11 protein-coding genes are annotated in these 12,928 nt (G+C 38.8%); 10 read left to right on the forward strand and 1 reads right to left on the reverse strand.

Translation table 11 applies throughout. The annotated features are described in order from the left end of the window. The first annotated feature begins 16 nt into the window (after window positions 1-16). The 9 genes from pdhA to MUW56_RS20265 all read left to right on the forward strand — a co-directional run bounded on the left by pdhA (window position 17) and on the right by MUW56_RS20265 (window position 8,145). On the forward strand, window positions 17-1,018 hold the full coding sequence (pdhA, locus tag MUW56_RS20225; protein WP_292014888.1) for a pyruvate dehydrogenase (acetyl-transferring) E1 component subunit alpha: 1,002 nt from the start codon (window positions 17-19) through the stop codon (window positions 1,016-1,018). A gap of 108 nt (window positions 1,019-1,126) precedes the next feature. Next, window positions 1,127-2,737, forward strand: a complete 1,611-nt coding sequence (locus tag MUW56_RS20230; protein WP_292014889.1) for a 2-oxo acid dehydrogenase subunit E2 — start codon at window positions 1,127-1,129, stop codon at window positions 2,735-2,737. 347 nt (window positions 2,738-3,084) lie between these two features. Further along, the gene (locus tag MUW56_RS20235; protein ID WP_292014890.1) at window positions 3,085-3,753 is read left to right on the forward strand and encodes an ABC transporter ATP-binding protein; all 669 of its coding nucleotides are present in this window, start codon (window positions 3,085-3,087) and stop codon (window positions 3,751-3,753) included. Window positions 3,754-3,765: 12 nt separating this feature from the next. Next, the gene (locus MUW56_RS20240; RefSeq protein WP_292014891.1) at window positions 3,766-4,344 is read left to right on the forward strand and encodes a murein L,D-transpeptidase catalytic domain-containing protein; all 579 of its coding nucleotides are present in this window, start codon (window positions 3,766-3,768) and stop codon (window positions 4,342-4,344) included. 24 nt (window positions 4,345-4,368) lie between these two features. Beyond that, on the forward strand, window positions 4,369-5,046 hold the full coding sequence (radC, locus tag MUW56_RS20245; RefSeq protein ID WP_292014892.1) for a DNA repair protein RadC: 678 nt from the start codon (window positions 4,369-4,371) through the stop codon (window positions 5,044-5,046). Continuing rightward, window positions 5,043-5,954 carry a hypothetical protein gene (locus MUW56_RS20250; RefSeq protein WP_292014893.1) on the forward strand — a complete coding sequence of 304 codons (912 nt, stop codon included), beginning with the start codon at window positions 5,043-5,045 and terminating at the stop codon, window positions 5,952-5,954. The genes radC and MUW56_RS20250 overlap by 4 nt, the downstream gene beginning before the upstream one ends. A 78-nt stretch (window positions 5,955-6,032) precedes the next feature. Then, complete coding sequence (locus MUW56_RS20255; protein ID WP_292014894.1) at window positions 6,033-6,836, forward strand: phytanoyl-CoA dioxygenase family protein; 804 nt, start codon at window positions 6,033-6,035, stop codon at window positions 6,834-6,836. Window positions 6,837-7,002: 166 nt separating this feature from the next. Continuing rightward, a complete protein-coding gene (locus MUW56_RS20260) occupies window positions 7,003-7,515 on the forward strand; it encodes a hypothetical protein (protein WP_292014895.1) in 513 nt (170 codons plus the stop codon). Between the two features lie 18 nt (window positions 7,516-7,533). Continuing rightward, a complete protein-coding gene (locus tag MUW56_RS20265) occupies window positions 7,534-8,145 on the forward strand; it encodes an inorganic pyrophosphatase (RefSeq protein ID WP_103293645.1) in 612 nt (203 codons plus the stop codon). Between the two features lie 173 nt (window positions 8,146-8,318). Here the strand turns inward: MUW56_RS20265 and MUW56_RS20270 are convergent, their stop codons facing one another. Further along, the gene (locus tag MUW56_RS20270) at window positions 8,319-10,040 is read right to left on the reverse strand and encodes an amidohydrolase (protein WP_292014896.1); all 1,722 of its coding nucleotides are present in this window, start codon (window positions 10,038-10,040) and stop codon (window positions 8,319-8,321) included. Window positions 10,041-10,176: 136 nt separating this feature from the next. Between MUW56_RS20270 and MUW56_RS20275 the strand changes: the two genes are divergently transcribed. Then, window positions 10,177-12,912, forward strand: a complete 2,736-nt coding sequence (locus tag MUW56_RS20275) for a sodium-translocating pyrophosphatase (RefSeq protein ID WP_292014897.1) — start codon at window positions 10,177-10,179, stop codon at window positions 12,910-12,912. The last annotated feature ends 16 nt before the right edge of the window (window positions 12,913-12,928 follow it).

Below are 12,928 nucleotides of genomic sequence, written 5' to 3' on the forward strand. Positions count from 1 at the left end.
AAGCAAGAGCTAACACATGAAAGAATTTTCTAAAGAGGTATACCTGAAGTGGTATGAAGATATGACAATGTGGAGAAGGTTTGAAGACAAATGCCGTTCTCTTTATCTAAAACAAAAGATCAGAGGCTTTTTACATTTGTATAACGGTCAGGAAGCAATCCCTGCCGGATTCACGCATGCAATGGATTTAACAAAAGACAGTATGATTACTGCTTACCGATGCCACATCCATCCAATGGCGATGGGAGTAGATCCTAAGAGAATCATGGCGGAACTTTGTGGTAAAGCGACTGGAACATCCGGAGGTATGGGTGGTTCTATGCACATTTTCAGTAAAGAACACCGTTTCTATGGTGGTCATGGTATTGTAGGAGGACAAATTCCTTTGGGAGCAGGTATTGCTTTTGCAGATAAATATTTTGACAGAAAGGCTGTCAATATCTGTTTCTTTGGAGATGGAGCAGCGAGACAAGGTTCATTACATGAAACATTTAACATGGCCATGAACTGGAAACTTCCTGTTGTATTTGTGGTAGAAAACAACCAATATGCAATGGGAACTTCTGTAAAAAGAACAGCAAACCATGAAGATATCTATAAATTAGGATTAGGATATGAAATGCCTTGTCTTGCAGTAGATGCAATGGATCCTGAAAAAGTAGCTGAAGCAGCTTATGAGGCCATTGAAAGAGCAAGAAGAGGAGACGGACCTACATTTATTGAGGCAAGAACTTACCGTTACAGAGGACACTCTATGTCTGATGCAGAACCGTATAGATCTAAAGAAGAGGTAGCTGTTCATAAAAATGATGACCCTATCGAGTTGGTAAAACACAGGATTTTAGAAAACGGATGGGCTACAGAACAGGAATTGGAAGCTATGGATAACAAGTCCAGAGACTTCGTTGATGAGTGCATCGAGTTTATGGAAAACTCTCCATATCCTGAAGCAGAAAAGATCTATGAGTATGTATATGCTCAGGAAGATTATCCATTCTTAGATAAATTAGAAAACTAAAAGATAATGGGTTAATTTGGAAATCTGAAAATCTGGAAATGAGACGGTATTATGTCCCTTTTAAATTTTCAAGTTTTCAAATTGCTAAATTTTCAAATAAAAAAAATTATGGCAGAAGTAATTACGATGCCCCGCCTTTCGGATACTATGACGGAAGGGAAAGTGGCGAAATGGCATAAAAAAGTAGGAGATAAAGTAAAAGAAGGAGATATTTTAGCTGAAATTGAAACTGATAAAGCAGTTCAGGATTTCGAATCTGAAGTAGAAGGTACTCTTTTATACGTGGGTGTAGAAGAAGGCGGTGCTGCTGCTGTAGATTCTGTTTTGGCGATTATCGGTAATGAAGGAGAAGATATTTCAGGATTAACAGGTGGTGCGGCTGCTCCAAGTGCCGGTTCTGAGGAAAATAAATCAGAAGAACAGCCTAAAGCAGAAGCTCAGGCTGCTGCTGAACCCGCTGCTGCAGAGGTTCCGGCAGGAGTAGAAGTTATTACAATGCCAAGACTTTCGGATACGATGACGGAAGGGAAAGTGGCGAAATGGCACAAAAATGTAGGCGATACAGTAAAAGAAGGAGATCTTCTTGCTGAAATCGAGACGGATAAAGCCGTTCAGGATTTCGAATCTGAATTCAACGGGGTACTGTTGAAGCAGGGAGTAGAAGAAGGTGGTGCCGCTCCGGTGGATTCCGTATTGGCGATCATCGGCCCTGCAGGAACAGATGTTTCATCTGTGGGTACTTCAAAAGCTGCCGGCCAGACATCAGAAAAACCGGCTGAACAAAAAGCAGAAGCTAAAACTGAAGAAAAAGCGGTTCCGGCTGCCAGCTCTTCCTCTTCTGACAGGGTAGCAATTTCTCCTTTAGCTAAGAAAATGGCTCAGGATAAAGGAGTTGATATCAACAGTGTTCAGGGGTCCGGAGAAAATGGAAGAATCGTTAAGAAAGATATTGAAAATTATCAGCCGTCCCAGGCGAAACCGGCTGCCTCAGCTGCGGCTGCAGGTGCAGCTGCTCAAGTGGCAGTAAACTTCGTTCAGGGAGAAGATACAGAGACTCCAAACTCGCAGGTAAGAAACATAATTGCAAAACGCCTTGCTGAAAGTAAATTCTCTGCCCCTCACTATTATCTGATGGTTGAAATCAACATGGATAAAGCGATTGAAGCGAGAAAAGAGATCAACTCTTTACCGGATACTAAAATTTCTTTCAATGATATGATCATTAAAGCAACTGCTATTGCTTTAAGAAAACACCCTCAGGTAAATTCAAGCTGGGCGGGAGACAAGATCATCCACAGAGGAAATATCAATGTGGGCGTAGCAGTAGCGATTCCTGACGGTTTAGTGGTTCCTGTACTTAAAAATACAGACCAGATGAGCTATACCCAGATCTCTGCTTCCGTAAAAGATATGGCTTCAAGAGCTAAAAATAAAGGACTTAAAGCAAATGAAATGGAAGGATCTACCTTCTCTATTTCTAACCTGGGAATGTTCGGAATCGAAACGTTTACAAGTATCATCAACCAGCCGAACTCTGCTATTCTATCCGTTGGAGCAATTATTGAAAAACCAATTGTTAAGAATGGTCAGATCGTAGTAGGAAACACAATGAAGCTTTCATTAGCATGTGACCACAGAGTAGTGGACGGTGCTACAGGTGCTGAATTCTTACAGACATTAAGAACATATTTAGAAAACCCATTAACATTGTTACTGTAATTTCTGAATTACCAATACTAAAACCTCCTTTTTCGGGAGGTTTTTTTGTTTTTGGGCTTAAACGGTTTTTGGAAACCAAATATGGATGCTATATGGATGGATAGGTTTGAAAAATTAGATAGAGCGTCCGGATTACCCGTATTTCTTTTTTGAAGGAAGAGAGGCTGAAATTATCAGTCATAAAAGCTCTATTGATAAATTATATTTATTATATTCTTATTAATTAAAAACAGCCAGAAATAAAGCCGTATACATTAACTGAGATTTTATATCTTAGAGGGTGAGATAAACGAAATGTTTCAAAGTAAACATTTCGTTTATTTATGTTTATTCACTATTTTTGAATCATGATTAAAGCAAGAAATATCCATAAATCTTATGGGAATTTAGAAGTACTGAAAGGTGTTGATATTCACATCAAAATGGGAGAAGTCGTTTCTATTGTAGGTGAATCAGGGGCTGGTAAATCTACATTACTGCAGATTTTAGGAACGTTGGATCATCCTAGCAACTCATCCAAATATGATACGGAAATTGCAATCGCTGGAGAATCATTCATCAATATGAATGATAAACAGTTGTCTAAATTCAGGAATCAGAATATTGGTTTTGTATTTCAGTTTCATCAGCTCCTTCCGGAGTTTACAGCTTTGGAAAATGTATTGCTTCCCACTAAAATTGCCGGAGCCAATGAAAAAGAAGCTCTTGAAAAAGCATATGCTTTATTTGAAGATTTAAAAATCGAGCAGAGGCTGCAACATAAACCTAACCAGCTTTCGGGTGGTGAGGCTCAAAGAGTAGCTGTGGCAAGAGCATTGATCAATTCACCAAAGATTATTTTTGCAGATGAGCCTACAGGAAACCTGGATTCAAAAAATGCAGATGACCTTCACAGATTGTTCTTTGATCTTAGAGATAAGTACAATCAGACGTTTGTTATTGTAACGCATAATCCGAATCTTGCGGAAATTACTGACCGTAAGCTTGTTATGAAAGACGGAATGATCATAGAATAAGAGTTCAGCCAGATGATGAAACACTTTATTTTCCTTTGTATGCTGTTGACCGCCTGTTCAAAAGCTGAATCTCAGCAGATGGACCCTTTGGGGATACCTCAGTCTAAAATCTCTGAGATTAAAAATTATCTCAAAGGGAAAGATTATAACCAGGAATTTGCCGTTTTTATCAATTTTAAGATACATTCCGGGAAATACCGTTACTTCATCTATGATCTGAAAAAGAACAGAGTCATACAAAAAGCTGTTGTGTCTCATGGCTCAGGATCAGTCATTCCTCATTCAAACGATTTGCAGTTCAGCAATACTGAAGGAACCTATCAATCCTCACTGGGGATGTATGAAATTCGTGAAAGCTATATGGGGAAATTTGGAAAGGCATACCGTTTAAAGGGATTAAATGTGACCAATAGCAATGCGATGCAGCGAGCTATTGTGCTCCATTCTTACGGATGTATACCGGATAAGGAATCTTCGGATCCTGCATGTTTAAGTCTGGGATGTCCGATGCTTTCTACGAATGCTTTTAATGAAACGGCAAAATACATTGATCAGTCAAAACAGCCTATTATTCTATATGCATTCTATTAATTCACCACTTATAATTTATTTCTCATGCTTATAAAATATCTTGCAGAAGACGACAGACCGAGAGAAAAGTTTTTACATAAAGGTAAAAACTCACTTTCTGATTCTGAGTTACTGGCTATTATTATGGGAAGTGGAAATAAAGATGAGAGTGCGGTGGAACTGGGAAGGAAAATTTTAAAGTCGGTAAACAATAATTGGCACCAGCTAAGCCTTCTTTCGGTTAAAGATTTAATGAAATTTAAAGGAATAGGTGAAGCTAAAGCGATTTCTATTGCAACAGCCCTCGAAATAGGAAGAAGAAGAGCAGGACAGGAAATTCCGGAAAGATCAACGATTGGGAATAGTAATGATGCCTATTCCATTCTGAAAAACCAGTTATCTGATCTGAGAACTGAAGAATTTTGGGCCATTTTTCTGAATAACAGCAATAAAGTGATCCATATTTCACAGCTGACCCATGGAGGGATAAGCCAGTCTATTGTAGATGTAAGAATTCTGTTCAAGACAGCATTGGATTATTTTTCAACAGGCATTATTATAGCACACAATCACCCTTCCGGAAGTTTAAAACCGAGTAAGGAAGATATGGGCATTACTCAAAAAATAAAAGAAGCAGGGAAAACATTAAGCATCCAGCTTTTAGACCACATTATCGTCACCCAGGATTCTTATTTTAGTTTTTCAGACGCAGGACTATTATGATTAGAAGATTAAAATACCATGAAATTGATTTTATAAAATATGCTCAATGCTTAGAAAATTCTGAGCAGAAAAAATATTCTGCGACCAAAGATTTTTTAGATATTACTTCGGAAAAGCAATGGGAAATCCTGGTTTATAAAGATTATGAAGCGGTGATGCCTGTTCCTTTTATACGGAAATATGGAATTAAAATTGTTCATAATCCTAAGCTTTGCCAGCAGTTAGGTGTTTTTTCTGCTCAAGATGATCCGGAACTTAATGAAAGATTTTTAGATTATCTGAAAAAAAATTATTTGATAAGAGCCTATTCATTTAATGATTTCAATCAGCTTCGTACAAAATTGAAGTTGAAGAAGAATTTTTTAATCTACCCCGATTCATATGAAAAAGTCTATGCCCGGTATTCACCGAAAAGAAAAAGAAAGCTCAGGCTCGATGAAGAAGTAGTAACAAATTCGGAAATTAAAACCATCGGCTATGAAGAAGCTAAAATCTTTATAGAACCGAATATGATAGGATTGCATAAAGAAAGTGATCTTCCTGATTTCATGAGGATTTTTCAACTTTCAAATCAACTGGATTATCTGAAATTTTCTGCATTTTTTTATCATCAGAGAATCATCAATGTCATTGCGACTTATTCCGACTGTAATATGGTTGCTCTTTTAGGGACTTTTAATGATAAGGACTATGTCAAATTATCAGGGGCCTCAGTTCTTATTGATAAGGTGATCCGTGAGACGATAGAAACCCATATCTTTGATTTTGAAGGAGGTGAGCTGCCTAATATTGAAGAGTTTTTCAGGGGATTTCGTCCAGCATTAAGACCGTATCCGATTATGGAAAGCTCCAAGGAACAGCTTTTTAAAAAGTTCGGATCTTTTCTTTTAAAAGGCAAACTGTTCTGATATGATAAAAACCATTGTTTAGATCGGTTCTAATTAAGTATTATTCCATACCTTTATAATCTACTTATTCCAGCAATTATGTTCCAGCAACTTCGTAACTATAAATTATCATACATTCTTTATAACCTGTTTAAAAAGAGTAAGTTAAAGCATAATATTCCACTGTATAAAAAGTACGGGCTTCATAAGAACTATTTTTCCAGCATCTCGAGTGCAGATTTTGCCCACCTTCCCGCTACGGAAAGAAGTGTTGACAGAGATAAGCTTTCGGCCACTGCCTTTTTTAATGAATTATCAGCGGAGAGCAAACAGAGTGCCCTTCAGTATGATGATAACGGGTATATGATCATCAGAAACTTTCTGAGTCCTGAAGACGCAGATAAAATCAATGATGAAATAGAAAAGCTGATGAATGATGGAACCCTTACGTTCCGGTATGGAGGAAAACTGATGTTTGCGATTCATCATTCGGAAATCCTTAAAAATATCGGGACTGACAAAAATTTTACAGAATTTCTATCTGTTCTTTTGGATGGGCAGGCTAAACTTTTTCAAAGCATTAATTTCATCAATGGAAGCCAGCAGAAGACCCATTCTGACAGTATTCATATGACCACATATCCGCTGGGAGGACTGCTTGGGGTATGGATTGCCTTGGAGGATGTGGATGAAAACAACGGAGCACTGCATTATATTCCTAAAAGCCATAAACTGCCATATTTTCTGAATTCCGATTACGACAATGAGGGAACCGCCTTCAGGATCGGTAAAAAAAGCTATACCGCTTATGAAGAATTCCTTGAAAATAAGGTGAAAGAGCTCGGTTTGAAAAAAGAAATTTTCAGAGCCCAAAAAAGGGGATTTATTAATATGGCATGCTAATATTCTTCACGGCGGAGAGCCTCATATTGATAAAACCAGAACGCGGAAAAGCCTGGTTTACCATTTTTTTGATGAAAACAGCATATGTTATCATGAAGTTACGCAAAGGCCTGCTTTATTTGAGCTGTAATATCAGAAAATATTAGTAATTTTGCCACCTAAAATTATGGCTAGTTTTTCAGAATATCTACCTTATGCTTTTGCATTGATTGTTGCAATTCCTTTTCTGGTTTTGCTGAGACAGTTTGTACATTCTTATATTACCCTTAAAAATCAGGAAATCAAGCTGCTAACGGTAAAATCAAATTCCGAGAATAAAACCCATTCCTATGAAAGGATGACACTGTTTCTTGAAAGAATAAAGCCTTCCAATCTTGTTCAGAGGTTTGATAAAGAGCTGGCTGTTCATGAATTTATTTTCCTGACAGAAAAAACAATCAATGATGAATTTGAATACAATTCGTCACAACAGCTTTACCTTTCAAAAAATTCATGGAAGAATATTGTAGATTCTAAAAATGCAGTTATAGAATTGCTTCACCAAACTTATGAAGGATTGAACGGAAATGCCAATCTGGATGAGTTTAAAACCATTTTCATTATGAATTATATGGAGGGCAACGATTATATTGCGGCCACCATAGAGGACTTGAGAAAAGAAATTTTAATAATAACTTAAAAAATAACAGATAAAATAATGATTCCAAATTTTAAAGCACATCCATGGCACGGAATTTCTGCAGGAGAGGATGCACCAAATGTTGTCAATGTATTTGTGGAAATTGTTCCTTCAGATACGATCAAATATGAAGTTGATAAAGAAACAGGATATTTAAAGGTAGACAGGCCGCAGAAGTTTTCTAATATCATCCCTGCTTTATATGGTTTTGTTCCAAGAACATACTGTCATAATGAAGTGATGAAGCTTGCGATTGAGGCTGGAGCTGATGATGTGACCATGGGAGATCATGACCCGCTTGATATTTGTGTGTTAAGTTCTCACAATATCCACGCCGGAGGTTTATTGATGGAGGCTATTCCGATCGGAGGTTTCAAAATGATCGACGGAGGAGAGGCTGATGATAAAATCGTTGCGGTAATGATCAATGACCATGCTTTCGGACATTTCAGAGATATTACCGAATTACCGGAAGCTGAAGTTAAAAGATTAATGCACTACTTCTTAACCTATAAGAACTTACCGGATGAGCCTGCAAAATGCAGAATCCAGGAAGTATACGGAGCAGAGCACGCCAGAAAAGTAATTAAAGCGTCTCAGGCTGACTACGCAGAAAAATTCGGAGGATAATAAATTCTTTGATATCATATTATAAAAGACAGGCCAATTTTGCCTGTCTTTTGTATATCGGGAGGATTAAAAGAAAATCTTTTATAATGGTCCTGCCCAAAAATAACTGAACGTGATTGTAACTTAACGGATCAGGTAATTTTATGGAGGGTGTCTGTTGCATTCTGGTAGATTTAGTTTCTTTGGTATACAGAATTTCCTTCCTTAATGGTTTCAAGGACTTTGATATCCCGCATTTTTTCGGGATCTATTGTTAAAGGATTTTGATCAAGGATGACAAAATCAGCCAATTTGCCTGATGTAATAGATCCTTTTCTGTTTTCTTCCTGTAGCTGATAAGCGGCATTAATGGTAATTGCTTTTAATGCTTCAAGAGGCGTAATTCTTTCATTGGGACCTAAAATTCTTCCTGACCGGGTTTTTCTGTTGACCGCAGCATACATGGCAGTAATTAAGTCCGGAGGAGTGACCGGCGAGTCATGATGGATTGTAAAAGGAATGCCGGCTTTTAATGCTGAATTGGCCGGACTGATAAAAGAAGCGCGGTCAGGTCCGAAAACACTTGAATAGTGCCAGTCACCCCATAAATAAGCATGGGTAGAAAAATAGGATGGAATCACACCTAATTCTTTTATTTTTTGAATATGGTCAGGGCGGCTGTTCTGTACATGAATCAGGGTAGCACGTAATCCAGGTTTGTAAATGTTTTCGTCTTTTAATCTTTTGATAACCCGTATTGCCTGATCTATTGCAGCATCACCATTAACATGCAGCTGTGCAGTGATATGATTCTGAAACAGAGTTTTCAAATCAGTATATAAGGTTTCATCCGTAAAGATGGGAAATCCTTTATAATCTTTGGACTGCCCTTCAGGCGGAATTAAATAGGGCTGAGTAAGCCAGGCTGTTTTACCTTGCGGCGACCCGTCGTCTGAGAACTTGAACCCGGCTAATTTCAGATGATTTTCATACTGCATATACTTGGGTTTGAAAGTGCTGAACTCATTTTTAAAATATTCATAATCCGGAAAGTAAACGACATCGGCCTTAAAAAGTTGCTGGACCGCTGCATTTTGTAAAAGAGCAACACTTTCTCCCATTGTTCTTCCATCACAAATAGTCGTCTGCCCGTAACTAAGCCATTCTTCCTGTGCTTTCATCAGGTTTTCCATCGCATGGGCCTGGGTATTTTTCCCTTTATTCATTTTTTCAGTTAAGGTAAGCAATGCGGTAAAGCTTGCATTTTCTTCTAATTTTCCGTTTAATTTCCCGGTTTTCTTATCTCTTCCCAAATGACCGCCTTCAGGGTCTTTTGATGATTCTGTTATACCCAGGAACTTTAGCATAGCACTATTCGCCACGCTGGCATGTCCTGAAGCATGAATAACAATGATAGGATTGGTCTTGCTGACAGCATCCAATTCTCCTTTTGTCGGGTGACGGTGTTCTATCATAATGGCATCATCATATCCGTTTCCGATAATCGGTTGCTTATCAGATATTTTCTTTTCTTTTATATCATTTTTTATAACACGCTGAAGATCTTTGATTGAATTTACGGTCCCATAAGGCTCCGGTGAGAGATCTATCGCATCCATGGTTCCTGCTCTTGATGTCAGATGCCCGTGAACATCTATAAAGCCTGGAAGAAGGGTTTTGCCATTCAGATTAATCAGCTTTGTTGAAGGATCTGAATAGCGCTCTGCCTCTTGTTTTGTTCCGGTGAAAAGTATTTTTCCCTCTTTTACCGCTATGGCTTCTACCTGGGGAGAAGCATCTTCCATTGTGAGAATGTGCCCCCCGAAATAAAGGATTTCAGCTTTTTCCTGCGGAGCCCTGTTTTGACAACTGCTTATGCTGACTGCCAAGAAAAAAGTATAAATTAATGTTTTCATAATCATTTAATTCAAAATTTGGTGACAAACAAATTTATGAAATAATATATTATTATGTTTGAATTTTACAAATCATTTGGAAATTGATTATATTTATAAAACGAATTACAATTTTTTAATATAAAAATAATAAACTATGGATTTGTTCTATTTAATTCCTGTTTTTGGTGTGATAGCTTTGCTGTATACTTATATTCAAAGCAATTGGGTAAGTAGGCAGAATGCCGGAAACGAAAAAATGAAAACCATCAGCGGTCATATTGCGGATGGTGCAATGGCATTTTTAAAGGCCGAGTACAAGATTTTAACCTATTTTGTGATTATAGTCGCTATTTTGCTTGCAGTGATGGGCACTACGAATTCCAATTCTCACTGGAGTATAGGAATTGCTTTTGTTGTGGGAGCCATACTTTCTGCTTCAGCAGGCTTTATCGGGATGAAAATTGCTACAAAGGCCAATGTAAGAACGGCAGAAGCTGCCAGAACTTCCCTTTCAAAAGCTCTTAAGGTATCCTTTACCGGAGGCTCTGTGATGGGAATGGGCGTTGCAGGTCTCGCTGTATTGGGGCTGGGAGCCCTTTTCATAATCATTAAGCAGATTTTTGCACCGGACGCTACTGTAGATTCACATGAGATGGAAAAAACTATTGAAATCCTTACCGGTTTTTCTTTAGGGGCAGAATCCATCGCTCTTTTTGCAAGAGTAGGCGGCGGTATTTACACAAAAGCTGCTGATGTAGGTGCTGACCTCGTAGGAAAAGTAGAAGCAGGAATCCCTGAAGATGATCCGAGAAATCCGGCTACGATTGCGGATAATGTTGGAGATAACGTAGGTGATGTTGCAGGGATGGGAGCTGACCTTTTCGGTTCTTATGTGGCAACTGTTCTCGCCACAATGGTTTTGGGAAGAGAAACCATTTCAGAAGATTCTTTCGGAGGTTTTGCTCCTATTTTACTGCCAATGCTTATTGCAGGAACAGGGATTATCTTCTCCATGATAGGGACTTTATTTGTAAAAATCAATGATAATGAAGAAGCATCCACATCCAGTGTACAGAATGCGTTGAACTTAGGAAATTGGGGAAGTATTGTGATTACAGCCATTTCATCTTATTTCCTGGTAACATATCTTCTTCCGGAGAAAATGGTACTTAGAGGGCATGAATTTACTAAAATGGGAGTGTTTGGAGCCATCATGGTGGGGCTGGTTGTAGGTACTTTAATGAGCATCATTACAGAATATTATACTGCAATAGGAAAACGACCCGTTTCCAGTATCGTAAGACAATCTTCTACCGGACATGCTACCAATATCATTGGCGGGCTTTCTGTGGGAATGGAATCTACACTGCTTCCCATTCTCGTACTGGCTGGCGGAATTTATGGATCCTATTTATGTGCCGGACTTTACGGAGTTGCCATTGCAGCGGCGGGAATGATGGCCACTACAGCAATGCAGCTGGCTATTGATGCTTTTGGCCCTATTGCAGATAATGCAGGAGGGATTGCCGAAATGAGCGAACTTCCTAAAGAAGTACGTGAAAAAACTGATATTTTAGACGCTGTAGGAAATACTACTGCAGCTACAGGAAAAGGATTTGCTATCGCTTCGGCTGCACTCACTGCCCTGGCGCTCTTCGCTGCTTTCGTGGGGATAGCAGGAATTGACGGAATTGATATTTACAGAGCTGATGTTCTGGCGGGACTGTTCGTAGGCGGAATGATTCCTTTTATCTTTTCTTCTCTGGCGATTACGGCAGTGGGACAGGCAGCGATGGCTATGGTAGAGGAAGTAAGAAGACAGTTCCGTGAAATTCCGGGGATTCTGGAAGGAAAAGCACAGCCTGAATATGAAAAATGTGTTGCTATTTCTACCGATGCCTCTATCCGGAAAATGATGCTGCCGGGAGCAATTGCGATTATCTCACCTTTACTGATCGGATTTATTTTCGGCCCTGAAGTATTGGGAGGATTCTTAGCCGGCGCTACAGTAAGCGGTGTTTTGATGGGAATGTTTCAGAATAATGCAGGGGGAGCCTGGGATAATGCTAAAAAATCATTTGAAAAAGGGGTAGATATTAACGGGCAGACGTATTACAAAGGGTCAGAACCTCATAAAGCGTCCGTAACAGGAGATACGGTAGGAGATCCGTTTAAAGATACTTCAGGCCCTTCAATGAATATTCTGATTAAATTAATGTCCATTGTTTCACTGGTAATTGCTCCCACGTTAGCAGTTCTTCATAAAGATAAGATCGAAGCCAATAGAAAGGCTAAGCTGGAAAGCTTAACCCGCCTGTCAGGAATTGCTCATGGAGGAATAAGCACCGTAGATTCAGTTTCAGTTTCAGCTCCGAAAGAGGTGAAGGGACATCTTAATGAAAACGGGGATTTTGTATACGAGACCGGAAGCATTAAAAAAGTCAATTTAACAGGAGGAAAAACAATTGCTATTGGAGAAGAAAGTCAGATATACCAGCTGTACAATTCGGTAAAAGAAAAAGATAAGACCATTCTGGATCCTAATAAATGGTATACGATTGAAAATCTTTATTTTGAAACAGGAGCCAGTGATCTGAAGCCGGGATATGAAATGCAGCTGAATAATCTGGCAGAAATTTTAAATGCTTATCCTGATCTTAAGATCAAATTAGGAGGTTATACAGACAATACCGGAAATGAAGAAAGCAACCAGCAGTTATCTAATCTGAGAGCACAGACAGCGAAACTGAAACTCCTGGAATTAGGGGTATCTGCAGACAGAGTGGAAGCAGAGGGCTACGGTTCCCAGCATCCGGTCTGTGAAGCTAATGATACTGATGAATGTAAAGCTAAAAACAGAAGAATTGACGTGAGGGTACTTGCTCTTTAAAATCAATTTAATAATA

It is taken from the genome of Chryseobacterium sp. (assembly GCF_022869225.1).
GTDB lineage: Bacteria > Bacteroidota > Bacteroidia > Flavobacteriales > Weeksellaceae > Chryseobacterium.

Bases quoted from the DNA above. Each gene is read 5' to 3' on its own strand.
- MUW56_RS20250 (WP_292014893.1), top strand. From the start codon at position 5,043: ATGATTAGAAGATTAAAATACCATGAAATTGATTTTATAAAATATGCT.
- MUW56_RS20265 (WP_103293645.1), top strand. From the start codon at position 7,534: ATGATTCCAAATTTTAAAGCACATCCATGGCACGGAATTTCTGCAGGA.
- MUW56_RS20270 (WP_292014896.1), bottom strand. From the start codon at position 10,040: ATGAAAACATTAATTTATACTTTTTTCTTGGCAGTCAGCATAAGCAGT.
- MUW56_RS20240 (WP_292014891.1), top strand. From the start codon at position 3,766: ATGATGAAACACTTTATTTTCCTTTGTATGCTGTTGACCGCCTGTTCA.
- MUW56_RS20275 (WP_292014897.1), top strand. From the start codon at position 10,177: ATGGATTTGTTCTATTTAATTCCTGTTTTTGGTGTGATAGCTTTGCTG.
- radC (WP_292014892.1), top strand. From the start codon at position 4,369: ATGCTTATAAAATATCTTGCAGAAGACGACAGACCGAGAGAAAAGTTT.
- MUW56_RS20235 (WP_292014890.1), top strand. From the start codon at position 3,085: ATGATTAAAGCAAGAAATATCCATAAATCTTATGGGAATTTAGAAGTA.
- pdhA (WP_292014888.1), top strand. From the start codon at position 17: ATGAAAGAATTTTCTAAAGAGGTATACCTGAAGTGGTATGAAGATATG.
- MUW56_RS20260 (WP_292014895.1), top strand. From the start codon at position 7,003: ATGGCTAGTTTTTCAGAATATCTACCTTATGCTTTTGCATTGATTGTT.
- MUW56_RS20255 (WP_292014894.1), top strand. From the start codon at position 6,033: ATGTTCCAGCAACTTCGTAACTATAAATTATCATACATTCTTTATAAC.
- MUW56_RS20230 (WP_292014889.1), top strand. From the start codon at position 1,127: ATGGCAGAAGTAATTACGATGCCCCGCCTTTCGGATACTATGACGGAA.